Annotated in this window: 25 protein-coding genes; 17 read left to right on the top strand and 8 right to left on the bottom strand. The window is 71.4% G+C overall.

Features of this window, described 5'->3' with window-relative positions:
- The first annotated feature begins 1 nt into the window (after position 1).
- Both OG252_RS19025 and OG252_RS19020 read left to right on the top strand, forming a co-directional pair.
- Positions 2 to 976, top strand: coding sequence for an ABC transporter ATP-binding protein (locus OG252_RS19025; protein ID WP_266434165.1), 975 nt, complete (start codon positions 2 to 4; stop codon positions 974 to 976).
- A complete protein-coding gene (locus OG252_RS19020) occupies positions 969 to 2,018 on the top strand; it encodes an ABC transporter ATP-binding protein (protein WP_266434164.1) in 1,050 nt (349 codons plus the stop codon). Before OG252_RS19025 ends, OG252_RS19020 begins: the two co-directional genes overlap by 8 nt.
- Positions 2,019 to 2,177: 159 nt before the next feature.
- On the opposite strand, the gene OG252_RS19015 is transcribed toward OG252_RS19020, so the two are convergent.
- Complete coding sequence (locus tag OG252_RS19015; RefSeq protein ID WP_266434163.1) at positions 2,178 to 4,298, bottom strand: S9 family peptidase; 2,121 nt, start codon at positions 4,296 to 4,298, stop codon at positions 2,178 to 2,180.
- Between the two features lie 190 nt (positions 4,299 to 4,488).
- Here OG252_RS19015 and OG252_RS19010 point away from each other — a divergent pair, with 190 nt between their 5' ends.
- From OG252_RS19010 to OG252_RS18975, 8 genes are all read left to right on the top strand, one after another.
- On the top strand, positions 4,489 to 4,683 hold the full coding sequence (locus OG252_RS19010) for a hypothetical protein (protein WP_053749487.1): 195 nt from the start codon (positions 4,489 to 4,491) through the stop codon (positions 4,681 to 4,683).
- 38 nt (positions 4,684 to 4,721) lie between these two features.
- Positions 4,722 to 5,603 carry an N-acetyl-1-D-myo-inositol-2-amino-2-deoxy-alpha-D-glucopyranoside deacetylase gene (gene mshB, locus OG252_RS19005; RefSeq protein ID WP_329337419.1) on the top strand — a complete coding sequence of 294 codons (882 nt, stop codon included), beginning with the start codon at positions 4,722 to 4,724 and terminating at the stop codon, positions 5,601 to 5,603.
- Positions 5,600 to 6,013: a DUF6113 family protein gene (locus tag OG252_RS19000; RefSeq protein WP_266434161.1), complete on the top strand. Its 414-nt coding sequence runs from the start codon at positions 5,600 to 5,602 to the stop codon at positions 6,011 to 6,013. The genes mshB and OG252_RS19000 overlap by 4 nt, the downstream gene beginning before the upstream one ends.
- A 158-nt stretch (positions 6,014 to 6,171) precedes the next feature.
- The gene (locus OG252_RS18995; RefSeq protein WP_329337416.1) at positions 6,172 to 8,856 is read left to right on the top strand and encodes a hypothetical protein; all 2,685 of its coding nucleotides are present in this window, start codon (positions 6,172 to 6,174) and stop codon (positions 8,854 to 8,856) included.
- 160 nt (positions 8,857 to 9,016) lie between these two features.
- Positions 9,017 to 9,940, top strand: a complete 924-nt coding sequence (locus OG252_RS18990; protein WP_329337414.1) for an ABC transporter ATP-binding protein — start codon at positions 9,017 to 9,019, stop codon at positions 9,938 to 9,940.
- Positions 9,937 to 10,677, top strand: a complete 741-nt coding sequence (locus tag OG252_RS18985) for an ABC transporter permease (RefSeq protein WP_329337412.1) — start codon at positions 9,937 to 9,939, stop codon at positions 10,675 to 10,677. The genes OG252_RS18990 and OG252_RS18985 overlap by 4 nt, the downstream gene beginning before the upstream one ends.
- Positions 10,674 to 11,840, top strand: a complete 1,167-nt coding sequence (locus OG252_RS18980; RefSeq protein WP_329337410.1) for a sensor histidine kinase — start codon at positions 10,674 to 10,676, stop codon at positions 11,838 to 11,840. The genes OG252_RS18985 and OG252_RS18980 overlap by 4 nt, the downstream gene beginning before the upstream one ends.
- Positions 11,837 to 12,454, top strand: coding sequence for a response regulator transcription factor (locus OG252_RS18975; protein WP_266434151.1), 618 nt, complete (start codon positions 11,837 to 11,839; stop codon positions 12,452 to 12,454). Before OG252_RS18980 ends, OG252_RS18975 begins: the two co-directional genes overlap by 4 nt.
- A gap of 106 nt (positions 12,455 to 12,560) precedes the next feature.
- On the opposite strand, the gene OG252_RS18970 is transcribed toward OG252_RS18975, so the two are convergent.
- Positions 12,561 to 13,412, bottom strand: a complete 852-nt coding sequence (locus OG252_RS18970) for a transglutaminase-like domain-containing protein (protein WP_266434149.1) — start codon at positions 13,410 to 13,412, stop codon at positions 12,561 to 12,563.
- 29 nt (positions 13,413 to 13,441) lie between these two features.
- Positions 13,442 to 14,494, bottom strand: a complete 1,053-nt coding sequence (locus tag OG252_RS18965) for a GNAT family N-acetyltransferase (protein ID WP_329337405.1) — start codon at positions 14,492 to 14,494, stop codon at positions 13,442 to 13,444.
- Positions 14,495 to 14,635: 141 nt separating this feature from the next.
- Here OG252_RS18965 and fdxA point away from each other — a divergent pair, with 141 nt between their 5' ends.
- Both fdxA and OG252_RS18955 read left to right on the top strand, forming a co-directional pair.
- Positions 14,636 to 14,956: a ferredoxin gene (gene fdxA / locus OG252_RS18960; RefSeq protein WP_003985062.1), complete on the top strand. Its 321-nt coding sequence runs from the start codon at positions 14,636 to 14,638 to the stop codon at positions 14,954 to 14,956.
- 107 nt (positions 14,957 to 15,063) lie between these two features.
- Positions 15,064 to 16,158 carry a bifunctional succinyldiaminopimelate transaminase/glutamate-prephenate aminotransferase gene (locus OG252_RS18955; protein ID WP_329337403.1) on the top strand — a complete coding sequence of 365 codons (1,095 nt, stop codon included), beginning with the start codon at positions 15,064 to 15,066 and terminating at the stop codon, positions 16,156 to 16,158.
- Positions 16,159 to 16,242: 84 nt separating this feature from the next.
- On the opposite strand, the gene OG252_RS18950 is transcribed toward OG252_RS18955, so the two are convergent.
- Complete coding sequence (locus OG252_RS18950; RefSeq protein WP_329337401.1) at positions 16,243 to 16,692, bottom strand: ATP-binding protein; 450 nt, start codon at positions 16,690 to 16,692, stop codon at positions 16,243 to 16,245.
- A 338-nt stretch (positions 16,693 to 17,030) separates the two neighbouring features.
- The gene (locus tag OG252_RS18945) at positions 17,031 to 18,005 is read right to left on the bottom strand and encodes a heavy metal transporter (RefSeq protein ID WP_266434141.1); all 975 of its coding nucleotides are present in this window, start codon (positions 18,003 to 18,005) and stop codon (positions 17,031 to 17,033) included.
- A gap of 85 nt (positions 18,006 to 18,090) precedes the next feature.
- Here OG252_RS18945 and dapE point away from each other — a divergent pair, with 85 nt between their 5' ends.
- Both dapE and OG252_RS18935 read left to right on the top strand, forming a co-directional pair.
- Positions 18,091 to 19,170: a succinyl-diaminopimelate desuccinylase gene (gene dapE, locus OG252_RS18940; RefSeq protein WP_266434139.1), complete on the top strand. Its 1,080-nt coding sequence runs from the start codon at positions 18,091 to 18,093 to the stop codon at positions 19,168 to 19,170.
- Between the two features lie 120 nt (positions 19,171 to 19,290).
- Positions 19,291 to 20,049 carry a TIGR00730 family Rossman fold protein gene (locus OG252_RS18935; protein ID WP_266434137.1) on the top strand — a complete coding sequence of 253 codons (759 nt, stop codon included), beginning with the start codon at positions 19,291 to 19,293 and terminating at the stop codon, positions 20,047 to 20,049.
- A 109-nt stretch (positions 20,050 to 20,158) separates the two neighbouring features.
- On the opposite strand, the gene folP is transcribed toward OG252_RS18935, so the two are convergent.
- Positions 20,159 to 21,019, bottom strand: a complete 861-nt coding sequence (gene folP, locus OG252_RS18930; protein ID WP_266434135.1) for a dihydropteroate synthase — start codon at positions 21,017 to 21,019, stop codon at positions 20,159 to 20,161.
- 153 nt (positions 21,020 to 21,172) lie between these two features.
- Here folP and OG252_RS18925 point away from each other — a divergent pair, with 153 nt between their 5' ends.
- Positions 21,173 to 21,523 (top strand): DivIVA domain-containing protein, encoded by a 351-nt coding sequence (locus OG252_RS18925; RefSeq protein WP_266448106.1) that lies wholly within the window; start codon positions 21,173 to 21,175, stop codon positions 21,521 to 21,523.
- The gene (locus OG252_RS18920) at positions 21,520 to 22,104 is read left to right on the top strand and encodes a DNA-3-methyladenine glycosylase I (protein WP_323185971.1); all 585 of its coding nucleotides are present in this window, start codon (positions 21,520 to 21,522) and stop codon (positions 22,102 to 22,104) included. Before OG252_RS18925 ends, OG252_RS18920 begins: the two co-directional genes overlap by 4 nt.
- A 36-nt stretch (positions 22,105 to 22,140) precedes the next feature.
- On the opposite strand, the gene OG252_RS18915 is transcribed toward OG252_RS18920, so the two are convergent.
- Positions 22,141 to 22,944, bottom strand: coding sequence for an enoyl-CoA hydratase/isomerase family protein (locus tag OG252_RS18915; RefSeq protein ID WP_266434133.1), 804 nt, complete (start codon positions 22,942 to 22,944; stop codon positions 22,141 to 22,143).
- Between the two features lie 375 nt (positions 22,945 to 23,319).
- Between OG252_RS18915 and OG252_RS18910 the strand changes: the two genes are divergently transcribed.
- Entirely contained in the window at positions 23,320 to 23,487 is a 168-nt protein-coding gene (locus OG252_RS18910) for a DUF3117 domain-containing protein (RefSeq protein ID WP_003966491.1), read from the top strand.
- Between the two features lie 116 nt (positions 23,488 to 23,603).
- On the opposite strand, the gene OG252_RS18905 is transcribed toward OG252_RS18910, so the two are convergent.
- The gene (locus OG252_RS18905; protein WP_329345160.1) at positions 23,604 to 24,302 is read right to left on the bottom strand and encodes an O-methyltransferase; all 699 of its coding nucleotides are present in this window, start codon (positions 24,300 to 24,302) and stop codon (positions 23,604 to 23,606) included.
- Between the last annotated feature and the right edge of the window lie 127 nt (positions 24,303 to 24,429).

The raw sequence follows: 24,429 nt of genomic DNA, 5'->3' as shown, positions 1-24,429 counted from the left end.
CATGCTGCTCGAAGTGCGTGACCTGCACGTGGAGTTCCGGACCCGGGACGGCGTCGCCAGGGCCGTCAACGGGGTGAACTACGGCGTGGACGCGGGCGAGACCCTCGCCGTGCTCGGCGAGTCCGGCTCCGGCAAGTCGGTGACCGCGCAGGCGGTCATGGGCATCCTCGACAGCCCGCCGGGGCGGATCACCGGCGGCGAGATCCTCTTCCAGGGCCGCGACCTGCTGAAGCTGAAGGAGGAGGAGCGGCGGAAGGTCCGCGGCGCCGAGATGGCGATGATCTTCCAGGACGCGCTGTCGTCGCTGAACCCCGTGCTCTGTGTGGGCGACCAGCTCGGCGAGATGTTCGTCGTCCACCGGGGCATGTCGAAGAAGGACGCCCGGGCCAGGGCCGTCGAGCTGATGGACCGGGTCCGCATCCCCGGCGCCGGGGCGCGGGTGCGCGACTACCCCCACCAGTTCTCCGGCGGTATGCGCCAGCGCATCATGATCGCGATGGCGCTGGCCCTGGAACCGGCGCTGATCATCGCCGACGAACCGACGACGGCCCTGGACGTGACGGTCCAGGCCCAGGTCATGGACCTGCTCGCGGAGTTGCAGCGCGAGTACCACATGGGGCTGATCCTCATCACCCACGACCTGGGCGTGGTCGCGGACGTGGCCGACCGCATCGCCGTCATGTACGCGGGCCGGATCGTGGAGTCGGCGCCGGTGCACGACATCTACAAGGCGCCGGCCCACCCGTACACCCGGGGCCTGCTGGACTCCATCCCGCGCCTGGACCAGAAGGGCCAGGAGCTCTACGCCATCAAGGGCCTGCCCCCCAACCTCATGCACATCCCGCCGGGCTGCGCCTTCAACCCCCGCTGCCCCATGGCCCGGGACGTGTGCCGCACCGACGAACCCCCGCTGTACGAGGTGTCGCACGACCGGGGCAGCGCCTGCCACTTCTGGACGGAGTGCCTGCATGGCTGAGCCGATTCTGGAGATCAGCGGGCTGGTCAAGCACTACCCGCTCACCACGGGCATCCTCTTCAAGAAGCAGGTCGGCGCGGTGAAGGCCGTCGACGGCGTCGACTTCACCCTGCACCGCGGTGAAACCCTCGGCATCGTCGGGGAGTCCGGCTGCGGCAAGTCGACGGTCGCCAAGATGCTGGTCAACCTGGAGCGGCCGACGGCCGGTTCGATCAGGTACAAGGGCGAGGACATCGGCAGGCTGTCCGGCCGCGCCCTGAAGGCCGTACGCCGCAACATCCAGATGGTCTTCCAGGACCCCTACACCTCGCTCAACCCCCGGATGACGGTGGGCGACATCGTCGGGGAGCCGTACGACATCCACCCCGAGGTGGCGCCGAAGGGCGACCGCCGCCGCAAGGTCCAGGAGCTCCTGGACGTCGTCGGCCTCAACCCCGAGTACATCAACCGCTATCCCCACCAGTTCTCCGGCGGCCAGCGCCAACGCATCGGTATCGCGAGGGGGTTGGCGCTGCGCCCGGAGGTGATCGTCGCCGACGAACCGGTCTCGGCCCTGGACGTCTCGGTCCAGGCGCAGGTCATCAACCTGATGGCGAGCCTCCAGGACGAGTTCGACCTCTCCTACGTCTTCATCGCGCACGACCTGTCGATCGTCCGGCACATCTCGGACCGGGTCGGGGTCATGTACCTCGGGCGGATCGTCGAGATCGGCAAGGACGCCGAGATCTACGACCATCCCACGCACCCGTACACCCAGGCGCTGCTGTCCGCGGTCCCCGTGCCCGACCCGGAGGCCCGCGAACACCGGGAGCGGATCATCCTGGCGGGCGACGTGCCGTCCCCGACCGACATCCCCTCCGGCTGCCGCTTCCGCACCCGCTGCTGGAAGGCACGGGAGCGGTGCGCGGCGGAGGTGCCGGCGCTGGCGGTCCCTGCCGGGTTCCGCCACGCCCCCGGCGCGGCGGCCCATGACTCGGCCTGCCACTTCGCGGAGGAGAGGCAGGTCGTGCCCCCGGACGATCAGACAGAGGGCGCGGCATAGTCGTACAAATACACCGCAATCGCGTTTACAAGCAGGCAACTCGGCTGACCCGATCCCGATATACGGACGCGTCAGTCTGAACAACGTACGGCCGTGCGGGTGCCGTAAACGGGCCGGGACGCGCCATGTCGTCCCGGCCCGTTGCCGTACCCGGGGCCCCTACGTCAGCTTCAACGACCGCTTGAGGAAGTCCAGTTGAAGCCGCAGCAGGTTCTCGGCGACCGTCTCCTGCGGGGTCATGTGGGTCACGCCGGACAGTGGCAGCACCTCGTGCGGGCGGCCGGCGGCCAGCAGGGCCGAGGACAGTCGCAGTGAGTGGGCGACCACCACGTTGTCGTCCGCCAGGCCGTGGATGATCATCATCGGGCGGTGCGGTTCCGCGGCGTCGACCAGGCCCGCGTCGTCGAGCAGGGAGTTGCGGCGGTAGACCTCCGGCTGCTCGTCGGGGTGGCCCAGGTAGCGCTCCTGGTAGTGGGTGTCGTACAGCCGCAGATCCGTGACCGGGGCACCCACCACGGCCGCGTGGAAGACGTCCGGGCGGCGCAGGGCCGCGAGCGCGGCCAGGTAGCCGCCGAAGGACCAGCCGCGGATCGCGACCCGGTTCAGGTCGAGCGGGAAGTCGGCGGCGAGGGCCTGGAGCGCGTCGACCTGGTCCTGCAGGACCACCGCCGCGAGGTCGTCCCTGACCGCCTTCTCCCAGGCGGGGGAGCGGCCCGGCGTGCCCCGGCCGTCCGCGACGAGCACCGCGAACCCCTGGTCGGCGAACCACTGCGAGGTCAGGTACGGATTGTGCGCGGCGACCACCCGCTGGCCGTGCGGACCGCCGTACGGATCCAGCAGCACGGGAAGGGGAGTGTCCCCGTCGTAGTCAGTAGGCATAAGCACGGCGCACGGGATTCGTCGTGCGCCCCCCTCGGTGAGCGTCACGCGCGGGGACATACCGGGATCTTCGGCGTACGAGGTGACGGTCGCCACCGGCTTGCCGTCGCGCAGCACCTGGACCCGGGCGCCCGGCCGGTCCAGTGCGGCGGACACCAGCACGGTCACGCCCCCGGCGCGCACCGCCGAGTGGACGCCGGGTTCCTGTGAGAGGCGTTCCAGGCCGAGCTCGTTGACCCGGTAGACGTGCACCTCGCCGGTCTCCGGGGACTCGGCGTCCTCGCCGGCCGACGCGGAGACCAGTACGTCGTCGTCGGCGACGTCCAGCACCGCCCGCACGTGCAACTGGGCTCCCGTCAGCGGCCGTTCACCGACCGCCAGGACCCGCGCACCTCCCTCGTCGGCGATCCGCACCAGCTGTCCGGAGGGGCTCCAGGACGGCACTCCAGGGAAAAGATCCAGCCAAATTGGATCTTCGTCCGCGTGCACCATCCGGGTCGTGCCGGTCTCCTGATCCACGGCCAGATACAGCTGACTGCGCTGGTCGCGCGCTTGTACGAGCAGCAGCGGCGCACCCGCCGCTGACCAGTGCACATGCGCCAGATACGGATAACGCGCCCGGTCCCAGACGACCTCCGTGCGCGCCCCGTCCAGGCCGATCACGAAGAGCCGTACCTCCGCGTTGTCGGTGCCCGCAGCCGGGTACGGCACGTGGTGTGGCTCACGCTCCGGGTGGGCCGGATCGGAGATCCACCACCGCCGCACCGGCGTGTCGTCCACGCGCGCGACCAGCAGCCGGTCCGACTGCGGCGACCACCAGAAGCCCCGCGAACGGCCCATCTCCTCGGCCGCGATGAACTCCGCCAGACCATAGGTGACCTGCTCCGACTCGCGTTCCGCCAGCGCCCGGTCCCCTTCGCCCTCCGCGCCCACGACCCGCAGGGCGCCCTGCGCCACGTACGCGACGTGCCGTCCGTCGGGGGAGGGACGCGGGTCGATCACCGGTCCGGGGACGCGGAGTTCACGTGCCGTGCCGGCCCGCAGCTCCGCCGTGAAAAGCCGCCCTGACAAGGCGAAAGAGGCCAACTCGACGGCGGAGTCGGTGGCGTAGCCGACCACGCCGGCACCGCCCTCACGGCTGCGTTCGCGCCGGGCCCGCTCCTCGGGCGAGAGGTGCTCCTCGGCGCCGCCCAGGAGGGCGCGCGGGTCCGCCGCGACGCGCTCCCCGGCGTCCGGAAGGTCGAGGACCCAGAGCGAGTTGGCCCGGTCCGTGCCGGAGCTCGAACGCAGGAAAACGACACGGGAACCGTCGGGCGCCACGGTGAACGCGCGTGGCGCGCCGAGCGTGAACCGCTGGGTGCGGGCGTGCCGACGGGGGAAGGAGTCAGGCTCGGTCGTCATGCCTTGACCATATTGGCCGTGCGCCCCCTTGTGAGGCTGTGCGCCGACCGATGCGCACGTACGGATAGTTATGATCACTAGCGCATAGTGGGTATCAACCTGCTGGCTTCTTGTATGGATTTATCTGCCCCCATAGTTCCGTTCCCCGTCCGACCCCCCACGTCCCTGGGTTCTTTGGAGGTGAGCCGCCGTGGCACTCTCGATTTCGGCGGTGGTGCTGCTGGCGATCGTCGTCTTCCTTCTGATCAAGAAATCAGGGCTGAAGGGAGGGCATGCGGTCGTGTGCGTCCTGCTCGGCTTCTACCTGGCTTCGTCCACGGTGGCCCCGACGATCAGTGAGCTGACGACGAACATCGCGGGCATGATCGGAAGTATCAAGTTCTGACCAGCCCATTAGTCTGACCAGCCCTTTAGAGTGGCTCCATGACGGAACTGCCCGCCCGGCGTCTGCTGCTGGTGCACGCGCACCCGGACGACGAGTCGATCAACAACGGCGCGACCATGGCCAGGTACGCGGCCGAGGGTGCCCGGGTGACACTGGTCACCTGCACCCTCGGTGAACGCGGCGAGGTCATCCCGCCCGGGCTCGGGCATCTGACCGGCGCCGCCCTCGGCGAGCACCGGCTGCGCGAGCTCGCGGCCGCGATGCGTGAGCTCGGCGTCGAGGACTTCCGGCAGCTCGGCGGCCCGGGGCGCTACCAGGACTCCGGGATGATGGGCCTCGCCGACAACGACGACCCGGGCTGCTTCTGGCAGGCCGACGTCGACGAGGCGGCCGCGCGGCTGCTCGAGGTGATCCGCGAGGTACGGCCGCAGGTCCTCGTCACCTACGACGAGAACGGCGGCTACGGCCACCCCGACCACATCCAGGCCCACCGCGTCGCCATGCGCGCGGCCGAGCTGGCCGCCGAAGCCGGCATCGGGATCGCCAAGGTCTACTGGAACCGGGTGCCGCGCTCCGTCGCCGAAGACGCCTTCGCGCGGCTCGAGAGGGAGCTGCCTGGCCTCCCCTTCACCAAGGCGGCCGTCATCGAGGACGTACCGGGCGTGGTGGCCGACGAGCGCGTCACCGCCGAGATCGACGGCACCGCCCACGCCGCCGCCAAGGCCGCCGCGATGCGCGCGCACGCCACGCAGATCACGGTCGCCGACCCGTACTTCCTGCTCTCCAACGAGCTCGCCCAGCCCCTCTTCACCACCGAGTACTACGAGTTGGTGCGCGGGGAGCGGGCGGCATCCGGCTCGCGGGAGACCGACCTGTTCGCCGGTGTCGAGGAGATGTCCGGTATCGAGGAGACGTCATGAGCGACCGGACGACCTCCGCGCTGGCCCAGCCCTTGCGGCGGCCCTCCTTCGGCCGGGCCGCGGCCTACCTCGGGCTCCTCGTGCTCGGCGCACTGGTCGGCGTGGCCGGATCGCTGGTGCAGTCCGGCTGGTTCCCGGGCGGGCTGCTGCTCGGTCTCGCCGGCGAGGCCGGGCTCTGCCTCGGCGGAGCGAGAGCCATCGGCAGCCGGGCCGGGGCCGTCGCGCCCGCCGGCGGCTGGATCGTCGCGGTCATCGTGCTCACCGCCAGCCGGCCGGAAGGCGACTTCGTCTTCGCCGCGGGCAGCGGGTCCTACCTTTTCCTGCTCGGCGGGATGGCCGTTGCTGTGATCTGCGCCACGCTTGCCCAGGGGCGGCAACCGGACGGCGATGGCGTCCGACTTGGGAAGTGACGTACCACTTCGCCGTACGGAGCGCGTGGGAGTCCGGTGATGGTTTCCCCGGCGGTCGTGGGATACACGCCAGAAGTGGCCAGTATGGTGGTGCGCGCCGCCGAGCCGCCCGAGAGAGGTCGTAACGCGGGCGGCGGAGCCAACCGGGAGAACCTGCCTTGAGTCGTGAAACTGACAGTCCGTCCTCCGGGCCCAACGGGCGCGGCGGAGCCGCATACCCCTCGGGCACGCCGCCGTACGGGACGCCCACGGCTTCCGACGGCGGTGCGGACGCGGGCCGTTCGGCCGCGCAGCCGGAGGAACGCAAGACCGAGACCACGCTGACCACCCGGATCCGGATCAACATCCCCGGATCTCGGCCCATTCCGCCGGTCGTCGTGCGCCAGACCGTCCCCGATGCCGAGGGCTCCGACGGCAACGGCACGGACGACGCCGAGGCGTCGGCGCCGGGCCCCGCCATGCCCACGGGCGCCGACGAGTCTCCTGCCGAGGGCGCCCCGGGTGCCAACGAGCCGACGAGCGACTGGTTCGCGCCCCGCAAGTCCGGGCCCGCCAAGGGCAGTCCGGGCGGCGGCTCCACCAACGGGGCCGGTACGCCGGGCGGTTCCGGTCCCGCGAGTGCTGCGGGCGCCGGTACGCGTCCGGGTGGTGCCCGGCCCGGTGGGGTGGTCGGCTCCATGAGCGTGCCGGGCGGCTCCCGGTCCGGCGGAGCGAACGGCTCCCGCCCGGGTGGCACGAACGGCTCCGGGGTCCCCGGTGGTGCCACCGGCGGCCCCGTCGCCCCCGGCCACGGCGGCGGCACCGGCTCCTTCGACGTGACCGAGGCGCTGTCCGCGGGCGGCCCGCAGACGGGCGGCTCCCGCCCCGGCCCGGGCCGCGACGACCTGCCGTACTTCTCGGAGAACGGCAACGGTCAGAACGGCAACGGACAGAACGGCAACGGTCAGAACGGTGCCGGTCCTCACGGTGCCGGTCTGAACGACGGTGGTCAGAACGGCAGTGCCCAGAACGGCACCGGCGGTCAGAGCGCGCTGAGCGGTTACGACACCGACCTGGGCAGCTACGGCGGTCCGAACGCCCAGAGCCCCTACGGCGGCCCGAGCGGCCCCGGCGGCCCGAGCGGTTTCAACGGCCCGAACGGCCCCGGCGGCCCCGGAGGCCCGGGCGGCGGGCAGGGCCCCGCGGGCCCGACCGGCGGTCCGGTCACCGGCGACGGTCCGATCGTTCCGCCCGTCGGCGGGGTGAGCGACACCCTCGGCGGCTCCTACGACTTCAACGTGCCTGACGGCATCGGCGGTCCCGCAGGCCCCGGTGGCCCCGGTGGTCCCGGTGGTCTCTCCGAGGGCCGCGGCCCGGGCGGTCCCGGCGGTCCCGGTTCTGTCTCCGGGCGTACCGGACCTGCCGGTCCGGGTGGTCCCGACGGCCGTGGTGGACCCGCGGGCCCCGGCGGCCCCGGTGCGCCGCAGGCCTTCGGCGGTCCGACCGGCCCCGGTGGTTCTCCCGCGCTCGGCGGCCCCACCGGTCCTGGTGGATCTCCTGCCCTGGGTGGTCCGACCGGTCCCGGCGGGTCTCCCGCCCTCGGTGGTCCCACGGGCCCCGGCGGCACCCCTGCCCTCGGCAACCCCGCCCTCGGCGGCCTCGGCCCCGGCGGCGGTATGAGTGACGACACCGCGATCCTCACCCCGCAGAAGCCCGCCCCCGAACCCGGCGGCCACGGCTACGGCGGTGCCTCCGACAACGTCTCCGGGCACACCGTCACCAGCGGCATCCCCGTCGTGCCGGCGGACCGCAACGGGACCTTCCCGCCGGGCGCCCACACGGACGCTCCGGCGCCCCACGCGGCCCCGAAGCCCGAACCCGGTCGGCAGACCGCGCCCGCCGCGTCCAAGAAGCCCAAGAAGAAGGGCCGCAACAAGCTCGCCCTCCTCGGCACCGGCGTGATCGTCATCGCCGCGGGTGCCTACGGCGCCGGACTGCTGATGAACAGCTCCGACGTACCCAAGGGCACCACCGTGCTCGGCGTCGACATCGGCGGCGGCACCCGGGACGACGCCGTCGAGAAGCTCAACAAGGCCTTCGACGGCCGGGTGAACAAGGACCTGAAGCTCACGGTCGACGGCAAGAGCGTCACGCTCAAGCCGGAACAGGCCGGGCTCCAGTTCGACATGGCGGCCACCGTCAGCGGGGCGGCGCACAGCGACTACAACCCGGTCTCCGTGATCGGCTCGCTGTTCGGCAACCACCGGGTCGTCGACCCGGTCATGCCGGTCGACGAGGAGAAGCTGCAGGCCGAACTCCAGGACACCGCGGGCGGCACCGGCTCGGCGACCGACGGCACCATCGAGTTCAAGTCCGGCAAGGCCGTCGCCGTGTACGGCAAGGCGGGCAAGGGCGTCGACGTCGCCAGGTCGACCGAGGCGGTCGAGGAGGCGTACCGCACCCAGGTGGAGACCGGTACGGCCCCCGCGGTGACGCTCCCGACGGTCACCAAGCAGCCGACGATCTCGAACGCCGAGGTCGACCGGATGATGAAGGAGTTCGCCGAGCCGGCGATGTCCGAGCTCGTCACCGTTCAGACCGACGCGGCGCACAGCATCGATTTCGGCTCTTTGTCCCTGCCGAAGATCCTCGGCTTCAAGGCCGTCAACGGAAAGCTCGTGGAGACGTACGACCTCGAGGCGCTCAAGGAGGCGTACGGCACCACCTTCGACGGCGTGCAGATCGAGGGCGCGAGCGGCAAGCGTGACGTCCTGCCGCAGGACGTCGCCTCCGCGCTGGGCAAGGCTCTGCGCGGCAAGACGACGGCGGAGCGCACCGTGGTCATCGACACCACCCCGAACTGACCTGCTCGAACCAGCGGAGCACGACCGCACGAGAGGGCACCCGGCACCCGCCGGGTGCCCTCTCGTCGTACACCACCGCACCGCCGTATGACATCTGTCATCCGGCACTCAGGATCACCGACACTGCCGGGCGCCCGGCCCCCACGGCCACCCTGGACCCATGACGACAACAACGGCGACCACCACCCCGGTGGTCGCGTTCGACCAGGTGAGCAAGGGCTACGGGAGCGTCCGGGCCGTGGACGGCCTGACCCTGGCCCTGCATCCGGGGGAGACCGTGGCCCTGCTGGGCCCGAACGGCGCGGGCAAGTCGACCACCCTCGACCTGCTGCTCGGCCTCAGGAACCCGGACAGCGGCAGCGTCCGGGTTCTCGGCACCACCCCGCGCGAGGCGATCGTCGCCGGGCGCGTGGGCGCGATGCTGCAGAGCGGCGGGCTGATGGACGAGGTGACGGTCGCGGAGCTGGTGCGGCTGGCCTGCGCCCTGCATCCGAGGCCGTACCGGCCTTCCGACGTACTGTCCCGCGCCGGCATCTCCCAGCTCGCCGGCCGCAAGGTCGACAAGCTCTCCGGCGGCCAGTCCCAACGCGTCCGCTTCGCCCTCGCCACCGCCGGCGACAGCGACCTGATCGTCCTGGACGAGCCGACCACCGGCATGGACGTCACCACCCGCCAGGCCTTCTGGGCAACCATGCGCGAACAGGCCGAGCAGGGGCGGACCGTCCTGTTCGCCACCCACTACCTCGAAGAGGCCGACGCCATCGCCGACCGGGTCCTCGTCCTGCACCGGGGCTGGCTGCTGGCCGACGGCACGGCCGCCGAGATCAAGGCGAAGGCGGGCGCCCGCCGGATCTCCTTCGACCTGGAGGGCGGGACCGACGAGCCGTCCCTGCGGGCGCTCCCCTTCCTGACCTCCCTCGACGTGTCCGGGCAGACCGTCCGCATCCAGTCCTCCGACGCCGACGCGACCGTCCACGCCCTCTACGGCCTCGGTCTCTTCCCCCGCAACCTCGAAGTCGCCGGGCTCGGCCTGGAGCAGGCCTTCGTCGCCATCACCACCGCCGAGGAGGCCAAGCGGTCATGAACAGCCTGATCAAGCTGGAACTCACCCGCGCCCTGCGCAACCGCAAGTTCCTGTTCTTCTCCGTGATCTACCCGTCGGTCCTGTTCCTGATCATCGCGGGCAACGCCGACAGCACGACCGAGGTCACCGGCACGGACCTGACCCTCCCGACCTACATGATGGTCTCGATGGCCTCCTTCGGCGCCCTGACCGCCGTCCTGATGGGCAACAGCGAACGCATCGCCAAGGAGCGCGAGAGCGGCTGGGTACGGCAGCTGCGGCTGACCACGCTGCCGGGCCGCGGCTACGTCCTGGCGAAGACCGCGAGCGCCGCCGTGGTGAGCCTGCCGTCGATCGTCGTCGTCTTCGCCGTGGCGGCGGCCGTGAAGGACGTACGGCTGGACGCCTGGCAGTGGCTCGCCCTCACCGGCGCGATCTGGGCCGGCAGCCTCGTCTTCGCCGCGCTCGGCGTCGCCATCGGGTACCTGGCGAGCGGGGACGCGGTCCGGCCGATCACGATGATCACCTACTTCGGCCTGTCGATGCTGGGCGGACTGTGGATGCCGACGACGACGTTCCCGTCCTGGCTGCAGGACATCGCCGAGTGGCTGCCCACGCACGCGTACGCTGCCCTGGGGCAGGCGATCGAACAGAGCCGGGCCCCACACGCCCAGGACGTCGCCCTTCTCGCCGTCTTCTTCCTCCTGTTCACGGGCGGCGCGGCCTGGCTGTACCGGAAGGACACGCTGAAGGTGTGAGCGGCATCGGGATCAACATCGGGCAGCGGCCGCAGAACCGCAGGCAGAGGGTGATCAAGCTCCTCTGGACCAGCATCTGGCTCGCGTATCTGAGCGCGCCCGTGGGCGACCTGCTGCACGGCGGCCACAGCACCGGCGTCCAGGTCCTCGGCTGGCTCGGTGTCGTGGCCTTCGTCGCCTGGTACTTCGCCCTGATCTTCCGCGCCGGACGCGGCAGGGCCACCGCCGTGGTGCTCGGTTCGCTGGCCGTCCTCACCGCCCAGTCCACGATTCTCGCCCTCAGCCTCGGCCGCGAGTGGCTCGTCCTGTTCGTGTACGTGTCGGTGGCGTCCGGCGCGGCGCTCCCGACGCGGCTCGCCCGCCTGGTCATCCCGGCCGTGGCCGCCCTGCTCACCCTGATCGCCCTGGCCGTCCCGGGCGGCACGGCGTTCCTGGCCGGGCTGCTCCTCCCGGCCCTCCTCGGCGGGTTCTCCATGTCCGGCGTACGCGAACTCATCCGTACGACCGTGGAGTTGCGCGAGGTCCGTGCCACCGTCGCCCAGCTCGCCGCCAACGAGGAGCGCCTGCGCCTCGCCCGTGACCTTCACGACCTGCTGGGCCACTCCCTGTCCCTGATCACGCTCAAGAGCGAGCTGGCGGGCCGTATGCTGCCCGCCCACCCCGACAAGGCGGCCCGGCAGGTCGCCGACATCGAACAGGTCAGCCGGCAGGCCCTGGTCGACGTCCGAGAGGCGGTCACCGGCTACCGCCGCCCGCGCCTGCCCGCCGAACTCGCGGGCGCCCGGGTCGCGCTGACGGCGGCCGGCGTCACCGCGCACCTCCCCGACGACCCCGACCTCGCCGGCCTCCCCGAGGAGAGCGAGTCGGCCCTGGCCTGGGCGCTGCGCGAGGCGGTGACCAATGTCGTACGGCACAGCGGCGCCCGCCGCTGCACGGTGGACCTCGTCCGCCGCCAGACCCTCGACGGCCCCGTCCTCGAACTCTCCGTCGAGGACGACGGCACCGGCGGCTCGGGCACCGTCCCCGGCAACGGCCTCACCGGCCTCACCGAACGCCTGGCCAAGGCGGGCGGCTCCCTGGAGGCGGGCGGCACCCGGCAGGGATTCCGGCTGCTCGCCCGCGCCCCCGGCGACTCCACCGCGGACGTAGGATCCGCCCCATGACCAGCCGCACGATCAAGGTCCTGCTCGCCGAGGACCAGTCGATGGTCCGGGAGGCCCTGGCCGCCCTCCTCGGCCTGGAGGACGACATCGAGGTGGTCGTCCAGGTCGCCCGCGGCGACGAGGTCCTGCCGGCCGCCCGCGAGCACGACATCGACGTGGCCCTCCTCGACATCGAGATGCCGGGCGCGACGGGCATCGAGGCGGCGGCCCTGCTGCACAAGGAACTCCCGGCCGTGAAGCTGGTCGTCCTCACCACCTTCGGCCGCCCCGGCTACCTCCGCAGCGCCATGGAGTCCGGCGCCGACGCCTTCCTGGTCAAGGACGCCCCCGCCTCGCAACTCGCCGCAGCGGTACGCAAGGTCCTCGCGGGCGAGCGCGTCATCGACCCCACACTGGCGGCAGCGGCCCTGGCGGAGGGCGCGAACCCTTTGACGGACAGGGAGCGGGAGATACTCCGCGCGGCGGAGGACGGCTCCACGAACGCGGAGCTGGCGGCAGCCCTGCACCTGTCCCAGGGCACGGTCCGCAACTACCTCTCGACGGCGATCCAGAAACTGGCGGTGCGGAACAGGGCGGAGGCGGTAAGGATCGCGAGGGAAAAGGGCTGGCTATAAAACGCAGGTCAGGGGCAGCACCCCAGGGGCGCTGGGCTGTATCGATGTGCGGCTCCGCCGCGTGGGCGCGACCAGCCACGACGCACCCGCACCCGCGCGACAACGGTCAGTTCAACATTGATCGCGCCGCATGAGCCTGCTGCCGAACCCGAGCCGCAGCAGCCTCATCCACGGCCCCCACCACCTCCGCATACGCCTCCAACTCCACAGCGCCCGCCACGAAATCCCCCCGCTGCACGAGCAACTCGGCCCGCTCGTAGCGCAACCGCGCAGGATGCGAAGGCAACAGCAGCGACAACTCCACCGCCCACAACGACACATCCGACCGCTCCGGCCGAGCCGCGGCCCACGCCCGCACGTTGTTCAGGATCCGCAGCACCACCTCCAAAGGCTCCGCAGGACCGAGCATCGACGGATGCAGCGACGCCCCCGTCGCCCCCGCCACCAGCACCTGAGCATCGCCCCCGGTCAGCACCCGCCCCCCGTCGAACGGATCGGCGAGCACCTGCTCGTCCGGTGGACCGAAGCCGACGACGAAATGCCCGGGCAGCGCCACCCCGTACACGTGCGCCCCGGCCCGCCGCGCCACCTCCATCCACACCACGGACAGCAGGATCGGCAGCCCGCGCCGCCGCCGCAGCACCTCGTGCAGCAGCGAGGACTCCAGCCGCTGGTAGTCGACGGGGGCGCCCCGGAAACCACACCGGTCCCCGAGCAGCTCGCGCAGCGCCACCGCCCAGGACCGTGGCCCGCCGGGCCGGAACGGCAGCTGTCCGGCCAGCCGGTCCAGCTCGATCTGCGCGGCGTCCAGGCCCGCCTCGTCCAGCGTGCCGTCCGCCTCCGCGCCCACCAGCAGGCACAGCGTGGACAGGTCGGGCCGCTCGGAGCGGGCCTCCTCGGCGAACCGGCGGCGCAGTTCGGCGGAGCGTTCGGGGGGCGGGGGATAGGGGGGACGCATAGCTGGCTCGTGCCCTTTCACGGCGATCGCTACCGTTGGTTCCCGGCACTTACGGGTGCGCGGTAGTGGTGGTACGCATGATGCGCGGAGAAGCCCATCCCGGCGTACAGCGCCCGGGCGCCCGCGTTGTCCGTCTCGACCTGGAGCCACGACGCCGAGGCACCCTCGTCGAGGGCACGACGCGCGAGCGCGGCCATCACGGCGGAGGCCAGCCCCCGTCGCCGTAGCGCGGGATCCACCTCGACGGCGGCGAACCCGGCCCACCGACCGTCGACGACACACCGCCCGATGGCGGCGGGAGCCGCACCCGCCGACGAACCGGGCACCGTCGCGAACCACACCGAAGGCCCTCCCCCACTCTCGGCTTCGCTCGAGCGGGGGGACCCCCATCCCAGCACCCTCAGAGCCACCTCACTCACCCCCTTGCGCTGATACCGGGCGAGCCAGGCCTCGTCCGCCTCCCGGGACAGCACCACCTCGGAGGCCTCGGCCAGGTCGGCGATCGGCGCCAGTGCCCCGGTCCACAGCTCGGCGGTCACCTCCCGCGTCCAGTCCCGCCGCTCCAGCTCCGCGCACAGCAGCTCCTGCGTGCCCTCGGCGCCGGTCGCGGTCTGGACGTAGGCGGGCAGATCACGGTCGCCGTACCAGCGTCGTACGACGGTCAGGGCCTCGTCGAGCGGCAGGCCCGGGTCGCCGAGCGGCAGCACCGAGTTCGCGCGCCGCGTGAAGCCGGCGGCGGCCCGCAGCTCCCACTCGCCGAGCCGCTCGCTCTCCACGGGCCGCCAGGCCCGGGAGGAGACGCGCGCCAGCTCCTCGTACGAGGCCGCGGGACCCCGTCGGCGGGCCGGGGCGGGAGGTACGATCTTGCCCGCGACCAGCGAGGATTCCGGAATACGGACACTCTCGCCGTCCCGTCGAGTGATCAGCAGCACACCGTCGTCCCATGATGTGAGAACACCCACCGTGTCGGTGAACTTCGTGTCCGTCACCCCAGGTTCCGCCAAGCGCCGTACCGACACCCGTTTACCCACGTCAGCAGCGGTGATACGGACCACGAGACGTCCGGTCGCGGAGATTTCCACAGGTCGGTCCACCCCTCCTGTTCGGATCATGCCCAAGAACGGAGATACTAGGGGTGGGCATCGACGACGCCGCGCTCCCGCGCGCCAGGTGGCGGAGCCTGAAGACGGCTCGCCAGCGCCCTATCGAGGAGGAACGACAGCGTGACCTACGTCATCGCGCAGCCTTGTGTCGACGTCAAGGACAAGGCGTGCATCGAGGAGTGCCCGGTCGACTGCATCTACGAGGGCTCCAGGTCCTTGTACATCCACCCGGACGAATGCGTCGACTGTGGTGCCTGTGAGCCGGTCTGCCCGGTCGAGGCGATCTTCTACGAAGACGACACTCCTGAGGAGTGGAAGGACTACTACAAGGCGAACGTCGAGTTCTTCGACGAGCTGGGTTCTCCCGGTGGCGCCAGCAAGCTGGGTCTGATCGAGCGCGACCACCCCTTCATCGCTGCGCTGCCGCCGCAGAACGGCTGAGAGCGGCCCGCGTCACTCGCGCCGCCTCGGTCCCGCACGGCCTGATCGCCTTGATCGCCGTACGGGGCCGAGGCGTTTGCCGTACCGAAGAAAGTGAGCCGAGCACCGTGTCCGCAGTCTCCGACCGTCTTCCCGCCTTTCCCTGGGACAAGCTGGCGCCGTACAAGGCGACGGCCGCCGCGCACCCGGACGGCATCGTCGACCTGTCCGTCGGCACCCCGGTCGACCCGGTCCCCGAGCTGATCCAGAAAGCTCTGGTCGCCGCGGCGGACTCCCCGGGCTATCCGACCGTCTGGGGCACGCCCGAGCTGCGCGACGCGATCACCGGCTGGCTGGAGCGCCGCCTGGGCGCCCGTGAGGTCACCCACCGGCACGTCCTGCCGATCGTCGGCTCCAAGGAACTCGTGGCCTGGCTCCCGACCCAGCTGGGACTCGGCCCCGGCGACCGGGTCGCCTACCCGCGACTGGCCTACCCGACGTACGAGGTCGGCGCCCGCCTGGCCCGCGCCGGGTACGAGGTCTACGACGACCCGACCGAGCTGGACCCGGCCGGCCTGAAGCTGCTCTGGCTGAACTCGCCGTCCAACCCCACGGGCCAGGTCCTGTCCAAGGCCGAGCTGACCCGGATCGTCGCCTGGGCCCGCGAGCACGGCGTCCTGCTCTTCTCCGACGAGTGCTACCTGGAGCTGGGCTGGGAGGCCGACCCGGTCTCCGTCCTGCACCCCGAGGTGAACGGCGGCTCCTACGACGGCATCGTCGCCGTCCACTCGCTGTCCAAGCGCTCCAACCTGGCGGGCTACCGCGCCGCGTTCCTGGCGGGTGACCCTGCCGTCCTGGCCCCGCTCCTGGAGATCCGCAAGCACGGCGGCATGATGACGTCCGCGCCCACGCAGGCGGCGGTGGTGGCCGCCCTCGGCGACGACACCCACGTCCGCGAACAGCGCGAGCGCTATGCCGCCCGCCGCACGGCCCTGCGCGAGGCACTGCTGAGCCACGGCTTCAGCATCGAGCACAGCGAGGCCAGCCTCTACCTCTGGGCCACCCGCGACGAGCCCTGCTGGACCACGGTGGCCCACCTGGCCGACCTGGGCATCCTCGTCGCCCCGGGCGACTTCTACGGCGAGGCGGGCGAGACCTTCGTACGCGTCGCGCTCACGGCGACGGACGAGCGGGTGCAGGCGGCGGTGGAGCGGCTCACGTAGCCGCTACGGCTACTACGCACAAAGGCGACGGGGCCCAGGAAACTCCCTGGGCCCCGTCGCCGTACAGTCGAGCTGCGGCTGAGGTCAGCCGACCGGCAGGCTCTGCACCGGCAGAGAGTCCGCCGCCGGCAGTCCACCCTTGGTGAGGGAGTCCGTCGGCAGCCCACCCTTCGTCGCCGTCGACGCGGTGTCACCGAGGATGTCCCCGGCGGAGCCCGCGGCCTCGCCCGCGGTCTTCTGCGCGGCCGGGGCCGCCTTCTTCACGGCCTTGCCACTGGTCTTGCCCGCGGTCGGCACGGCCTTCTGGACGGCCTTGCCGCCGGTCTGGCCGGCGGTGCCGGCCAGGTTCTGAGCCGCGCCGTCGACCGTGTTGCCGACGCTCGCCCCGTCCAGGGCGGTCAGCCCACCGAGGTTCGGGGCGGCCGGCAGCTCGGGGGCCGCACTGGCGGAACCGGCCGCACCGACCCCGGCAGCCGCTCCCGCAGCGACGAGCAGCGCGGCACGGGCGATCCGTCGGGTCAGGGGGAGGGACATGTTGCTCCTTTGACGGAAGAGAACGATGAAGTGTCCGACCGTGCCCGGCAGTTGACCGACTGGCTGTCGGTCCGGCTGTTGATCTCCGGGCCTCGGACGCAGTGACTACCGCTCGAAGCCCGGGAAGGTTGCGGCGGGGCAACGTAAAGAGTTGGCAATGCGTCGCATTATCGGCTGCGGATAAAAACGGACAAAAAGTGCCCGGTCCGAAAGTCTGCCGAATCCTTACAGCCCTTTGTTCTCAAGGGTTTCGACGGATATGGGGGTGACGCACCGAAAACCTGCGCACAACCGCGCCCGAACCCGCCGGATGTAACCCTTCCGAGTGAGTACCCGTACTACTGCGCAGTGACGATCCGGACCGCCCCGGCGTCCTGCTCCGCGCCTGCGGCGCCTTCCGCGCCGGCCGCACGCCACTGGCTGTCCGTGTTCCCGGCCGTCCACTGCCGCCCGGCGTACGAGACCCGTTCGATGTGCAGCGCGGAGGCGTTGGCCACGGCCCAGTGCGCCAGCTGCCAGCCGCGCTGCCGAAGGCTGCGGTCGGAGCCGGAGCCCGTCTCGGCGGTCACGGGCAGCGTGACGGTCCGCCCGCTTCCGCTCCCGCTCGCGGAGGGCGTCGGCGTGGGCGTCGCCTCGGCGCCCACCTCGGCCGACGCCGACTTCAGCACGTCCTGTCCGAAGTCCCGTACGAGCGCCGTCCGCACCGCGTCGGCACCCGCGGCCTGCGTGGCGGCGGGGCGGCCCGCGCAGGTCAGCGTGGCCGCCGACTGCCCGGTGAGGGCGGCGGCGAGCAGCGCGGCGTCCGGCTCGTGCTTGGCGTACGCCGTCGGAAAGCCGCTGCGCTGCACCTTCTGCGCGGCGACGGTCAGCGGCAGCTTCGTGTAGTCGGGCACCTTGGCCAGGTGCTTGTAGAAGCTGTTCGCCGCGTACGTCGGGTCCAGGATCTCCTTGGGCGTGCCCCAGCCCTGCGAGGGCCGCTGCTGGAACAGGCCGAGCGAGTCGCGGTCGCCGTAGTCGATGTTGCGCAGCGCCGACTCCTGGAGCGCGGTGGCGAGCGCGATCGTCACGGCCCGCTCGGGCATCCCGCGCCCGGTGCCGACGGCCGCGATCGTCGCGGCGTTCACCGCCTGCTCGGGTGAGAACTCGTAGGTGGCCCCGTCGGTCCTGCCCGAGACGACCTTGCACCCCGGGCCCGCGCCTCCGGTGACGTACTGCACCACGAGGTAACCGGCGACGGCGCACATGACCACGAGGGCCGCCCCGAAACGGAGGAGGCGGCCGCGACGCTTGGAAGGAGGGGACAGCTCTGACACCCGCCACAAGATACTGGAGAGTACTGTGCGCGCTGTGCCAGGTGGGGAAAGTCGGGCGGCGACCCGGCGCGTTAGGGTCGACAGCATGGCTGACACTCCGCTTGACCTGACGCTGGACGCAGCGAAGCTCACCGCGCAGCTCGTCGATCTCCCCTCCGAGAGCGGCAACGAGAAGCCCCTCGCGGACGCGATCGAGATCGCGCTGCGGGCGCTGCCCCACCTGCGGGTCGACCGGTTCGGCAACAACGTCGTCGCCCGGACGAACCTGGGCCGCCCGGAACGCGTCATCCTCGCCGGCCACATCGACACCGTCCCGATCGCGGACAACGTCCCCTCCCGGCTCGACGACGAGGGCTACCTGTGGGGCTGCGGTACCTGTGACATGAAGTCCGGAGTGGCCGTGCAGCTGCGCATCGCGGCGACCGTCCCCGCCCCGAACCGCGACCTCACCTTCGTCTTCTACGACAACGAAGAGGTCGCCGCCCACCTCAACGGCCTCAAGCATGTGGCCGCGGCCCACCCCGACTGGCTGGAGGGCGACTTCGCCGTCCTGCTGGAGCCGACCAACAACCAGGTCGAGGGCGGCTGCCAGGGCACGCTGAGGATGTTCCTGAAGTTCAAGGGGACACGGGCGCACTCCGCGCGCGCGTGGATGGGCTCCAACGCGATCCACGCGGCCGCCCCGGCGCTCGCCAAGCTCGCCGCGTACGAGCCGCGCAAGCCGGTCGTGGACGGCCTCCAGTTCCACGAGGGCCTCAACGCCGTACGCGTCGAGGGCGGTGTCGCCACCAACGTCATCCCCGACGCCTGCACCCTCGTCGTCAACTTCCGCTACGCGCCCGACCGCAGCGAGGCGGAGGCGGAGGCGTTCGTGCGCGAGTACTTCGCGGACTGCGGTGTCGACGAGTTCGTCGTCGACGACCACACCGGCGGCGCCCGCCCCGGCCTCACCCACCCCGCCGCGCAGGCCTTCATGGCGGCCGTCGGCGGCGAGGCCCGTCCCAAGTTCGGCTGGACGGACGTGGCCCGCTTCAGCGCGCTCGGGGTACCCGCCGTGAACTACAGCCCCGGCGAGCCGCTTCTCGCCCACAAGGTGGACGAGCGGGTGAAGGCGTCCCTCATCCCCGAGGCGGAGGAGCGGCTGAGGTCGTGGCTGACGGCATGAGGGGGCGAAAGAAGCCGGGAGCGTGCTTGACGGCGCTTCATGGCGGACATGCTCACGTCCCCCGTCCGTAACCCGCGTAGATCTACGCTGAGGTGGAAAGACGGCAAGGAGGGAGCGCACATGGCTACTGGCAACCCCGAGGGCAAGAAGCGGCCACCGGAGGAGCAGCGCCTGGGACCCGTCCTCCGGAGGCGGGGGCAGGTCCAGGCGAGCACGACCGACCAGCGTCTGCTGGACGCGGGCGGCCCCTCGGACTGGGTGCACACCGACCCGTGGCGCGTCCTGCGCATCCAGTCGGAGTTCATCGAGGGCTTCGGCACGCTCGCCGAACTCCCGCCCGCCATCAGCGTGTTCGGTTCCGCGCGTACGCCCGTGGACTCGCCGGAGTACGAGGCGGGCGTGCGGCTCGGCCGGGGCCTGGTGGAAGCCGGCTTCGCGGTGATCACGGGCGGCGGCCCGGGCGCGATGGAAGCCGCCAACAAGGGCGCCTGCGAGGCCAAGGGCATCTCCGTCGGCCTGGGCATCGAGCTCCCCTTCGAGCAGGGCCTCAACCCCTACGTCGACATCGGGCTCAACTTCCGCTACTTCTTCGTCCGCAAGATGATGTTCGTGAAGTACGCCCAGGGCTTCGTGGTCCTGCCGGGCGGCCTCGGCACGCTGGACGAGCTGTTCGAGGCGCTCACCCTCGTCCAGACCCAGAAGGTCACCCGCTTCCCGATCGTCCTCTTCGGTACGGAGTACTGGGGCGGGCTGGTGGACTGGCTCAAGAACACGCTGATCGCCCAGGGCAAGGCCTCGGAGAAAGACCTACTTCTGTTCCACCTCACGGACGACGTGGACGAGGCGGTGGCGTTGGTGTCGAAGGAGGCGGGCCGCTGAATCAGCCCGTCCGGCGTTTGAGGACGAGGCCCTTCGGGCCGAAAGCGGGGGTCTGGGGGCCCAGCCCCCAGGGACGGGACGGGAAGGGGCGGCGGGGGCGACGAAAACCCTACGCCAGCCCCCTCCGCGCCACCGCCGGCGCCCGGTGCCCCGCGATCGACGCCACCATGTCCAGCACCTGCCGGGTCTCGGCGACCTCGTGCACCCGGTACACCTGAGCACCGAGCCACGCCGACACGGCCGTCGTGGCCAACGTCCCCACCACGCGCTCCTTCAGCGGCTTGTCCAAGGTCTCGCCCACGAAGTCCTTGTTGGACAGCGACACCAGCACCGGCCACCCCGTGGCCACCATCTCGCCCAGCCGCCGCGTCGCCTCCAGACTGTGCCGCGTGTTCTTCCCGAAGTCGTGCCCGGGATCGATCATCACGGACTCCCGAGGTACCCCCAAGGACACCGCCCGCTCGGCCAAGTCCACGGTCACCCGCAGGATGTCGGCCATGACGTCGTCGTACGTCACCCGGTGCGGCCGCGTACGAGGCTCGGCACCCCCCGTGTGCGTACACACCAAGCCCACCCGGTACCGCGCGGCGACCTCCGCGAGCCCCGGATCCACCCCGCCCCACGCGTCGTTCAGCAGATCCGCGCCCGCCTCGCACACGGCCTCGCCGACCTCGGCCCGCCAGGTGTCCACGCTGATGACGACATCGGGAAAGCGCCGCCGGACCTCCGCGACGAAGCCGACCGTGCGCCGTGCCTCTTCCTGAGCCGTGACCTCTTCGCCCGGCCCGGCCTTGACCCCGCCGATGTCGACGATGGCCGCGCCCTCCGCCACCGCATGCTCCACGCGCGCGAGAGCGGGCTCGTCGCGGAACGTGGCCCCCTGGTCGTAGAAGGAGTCCGGGGTCCGGTTCACGATCGCCATGATCACCGGCTCGTGCGCGTCGAATTCACGCCTGCCCAGCCTGAGCATCCCCTGTGACCTCTCCTCGTACGTCGTGGTCCTCGGCGTCTGTGGCCGCCTGCGACCCTAACTGTCAGACTCGCATGGCACGATCGGACCCTGACACATTCGACGCCGGCGCCCAGCCCGTCGGCACCGACCATGGGGACCTCAGCGATGGTTATGTTCTTGTTCCTGGTCATCGCACTGGCCGTGGTGGTCGCCGCGGTGACGCTCGCCGTCGTGGGCGGCGGGGAGAGCGGCGGCCCGCTGCCGGAGGCCGCGCCCGAGCGCCTGCATGACCCGCTGCCGCTGGACCGCCCGGTGAACCGCGCCGACATCGAGACCCTGCGCTTCCCGCTGGCCGCCCGCGGCTACCGCATGGCCGACGTCGACGACGCGCTCGGCCGGCTCGGCGCGGAGCTCGCCGAGCGGGACGCCCGGATCGCCGACCTGGAGTCCGCGCTGGCCGGCGCGCAGGCCACCGCGACCCACGTCTCCATGGAGAAGCCCGCACAGGAGGAGCGTCCGTGAGCGACGGCTCCGCCCTCCCCGGTCCGGACGGCGCGCTGCGCTGCCCGTGGGCCCTGTCGGCCGAGGAGTACGTGACGTACCACGACGAGGAGTGGGGCCGCCCGGTCCACGGCGACGACGCGCTCTTCGAACGGCTCAGTCTGGAGGCCTTCCAGTCCGGCCTGTCCTGGATCACGATCCTGCGCCGCCGCCCCACCTTCCGCACCGCCTTCGCCGGCTTCGAGATCGCGAAGGTCGCCACCTTCACCGACGACGACCGCGAGCGTCTCCTCGCCGATCCGGGCATCATCCGCAACCGCGCCAAGGTCGACGCGACCCTCGCCAACGCGCGCGTGCTGGCCGACTGGGCCCCGGGCGACCTGGACGACCTGATCTGGTCCCACGCCCCGGACCCGGCCGCCCGCCCGGTCCCGAAGACCCTCTCCGACGTCCCCGCGGTCATCCCCGAGTCGACGGCGCTGTCGAAGGCCCTCAAGAAGCGGGGGCTGCGTTTCGTCGGGCCGACGACCGCGTACGCGCTGATGCAGGCGTGCGGCCTGGTGGACGACCACCTGGAGGCCTGTGTGGCGAGGCGGGGCTGAGCCCCGCCTCGCCACACAGGCCCTGCGCCTGCCTGCTCACCGCCCCAGGTACTTCGGCTTCTCCTTGTTCACGAACGCCTGCACCGCGATCGCGTGGTCCTCGGACCGGCCGGCCCGCGTCTGCAGCTCGTCCTCCTTCTCCAGGGTCTCGGCCAGGGAGTGCGACAGCCCGTAGGCCATCGCCTCCTTGATCGCCCCGTACGCCACCGTCGGCCCCTCAGCCAGCGCCCGCGCCACCTTCTCCGCCTCGCCGCGCAGGTCCGCCGACGGCACGACCCGGTTGGCGATCCCGAGGTCGTACGCCTCCTGCGCAGTGATGCTGCGCGGGAAGAGCAGCAGGTCGGCGGCCCGGCCCGGTCCGATCACCCGGGGCAGCGTCCAGGAGATGCCCGAGTCGGCGGTCAGCGCCACGCCCGCGAACGACGTGTTGAAGGCCGCCGTGTCCGCCACGATCCGGTAGTCCGCGGCCAGCGCGAACCCGAACCCGGCCCCGGCCGCCACCCCGTTCACCCCGGCCACCACGGGCTTGCGCATCTCCGTCAGCGCCCGCGCGACGGGGTTGTAGTGCTCGCGCACGGTGCTCATGGTCTGCCCGGTCCCCGCCTCCCGGTCGGCGGCCAGCAGCCCGATGTGCTCCTTGAGGTCCTGCCCCACGCAGAACGCCCGCTCGCCCGCTGCGGTCAGCAGCACCGCCCGTACGGCCTCGTCGGCGGCCGCGGCCTGCACCGCGTCCCGGAGAGCGACCTTGGTGGCGATGTTCAGCGCGTTCATCGCCTCCGGGCGGTTCAGCACGATCGTCGCGAGTCCGTCGCTCACCTCGTACAGCACGGTGTCGGCCATGGCGTATCCCCTCGGGTTCGCGGCTCGGACGTACCCGTCGGTACGTCCCTGTGTCCGAAGGACAGCATGGCGGAGATCACCGTGCGGAGACCGGACCGGACGTGTGACCTGCGTCAAAGAATTCGGCACCGCATTCGCTCGCCGGATGTCCGTGGGGCGGCGCAGTATCGCAGTCACATCGCCGAATTGAGTGGTTTTGCTCGCGCGCGTTGCCCAAGCGATGCCGACTGATGTTGGTCATCGGGTGCTGAGATGCGGGATAATGGCCTGGAAGCAATGTGTTCGATGCCGGTGTCGTGTCCCACCCCCGGGAGACGCGTGCCCTCCAGGGCCGTCGGCTTAGACGATGAGCTGGTTTCAGGAAGGGGAACGAGCATGGCGGCCATGAAGCCGCGGACGGGCGATGGCCCGCTCGAGGTGACCAAGGAGGGGCGGGGCATTGTCATGCGCGTTCCGCTCGAAGGCGGCGGGCGGCTCGTCGTCGAGCTGACCCCCGATGAGGCCGACGCGCTCGGTGACGCCCTCAAGAAGGTCGTCGGCTGACGCGGACGCGACCATACCCTTTCAGCGACCCCGGGCACCGCATGCGGTGCCCGGGGTCGCTGTGTGCTGAGCCGGGTGTCGTGTTCGGTGTCCGATCAATGCCCGTTCTCGAACGGTCAGCGCTTGACCGCGCAGAGCAGCCCGTCACCCACTGGGAGCAGTGACGGCACGAGTTCCTGGCTCTCGCGCACCGCGCGCAGCAGCTCGCGCAGCCGCAGGACCTCCGTGGGCTGCGGGCCCGAGTCGACGGTCCGGCCGTTGGCGAAGACGCCCTCGAAGACGACCAGGCCGCCGGGCCGCAGCAGGCGCAACGATTCAGCGAGGTAGTCCATGACCTCCTGCCGGTCGCCGTCGCAGAAGACGAGGTCGTAGCCGGCGTCCGCGAGCCGGGGCAGGACATCCAGGGCGCGGCCCGGGATGAAGCGGGCCCGGTTGCTGGCGAAGCCGGAGGCACGGAAGGCCTGGCGGGCGAACTGCTGGTGTTCCGGCTCGGGGTCGACGGTCGTCAGCACGCCGTCCGCGCGCATGCCGTGCAGCAGATGGATCCCCGACACGCCGGTTCCGGTGCCGATCTCGGCGATCGCCTTGGCCTCCACGGTGGCGGCGAGCAACCCGAGCGCCGCGCCCGTGCCGGGCGACACCGAGCGCAGCCCCGCCTCGCGGGCCCGGTCACGGGCCCAGCGAAGGGCTTCGTCCTCGGCGACATAGGTGTCGGCGAACGCCCAGCTCGTCTGCCGGTTGCCGGTAATGACCCTCTCCTGTCCCCGTGGTTGCCTGGGCGTGACTGTATCCGTTGGCGCCGGGAACCCGCAGATGGGACCGGGCGTTTAGAGGGGTGGGAGACAGAGCGGGGGGACACAGTTGGATCACGACGACGAGCAGGCGCTCGAGCAACTGCTGACGCAGCCGCACGAGCCGTATCAGCACAGATCAATTTCTCGT

Origin of the sequence: Streptomyces sp. NBC_01352 (genome assembly GCF_036237295.1) — a bacterium.
GTDB lineage: Bacteria > Actinomycetota > Actinomycetes > Streptomycetales > Streptomycetaceae > Streptomyces > Streptomyces plumbiresistens.
The sequence above is the reverse complement of the archived record's forward strand: the minus strand, read 5'-3'. Positions and strand labels throughout refer to the sequence as shown.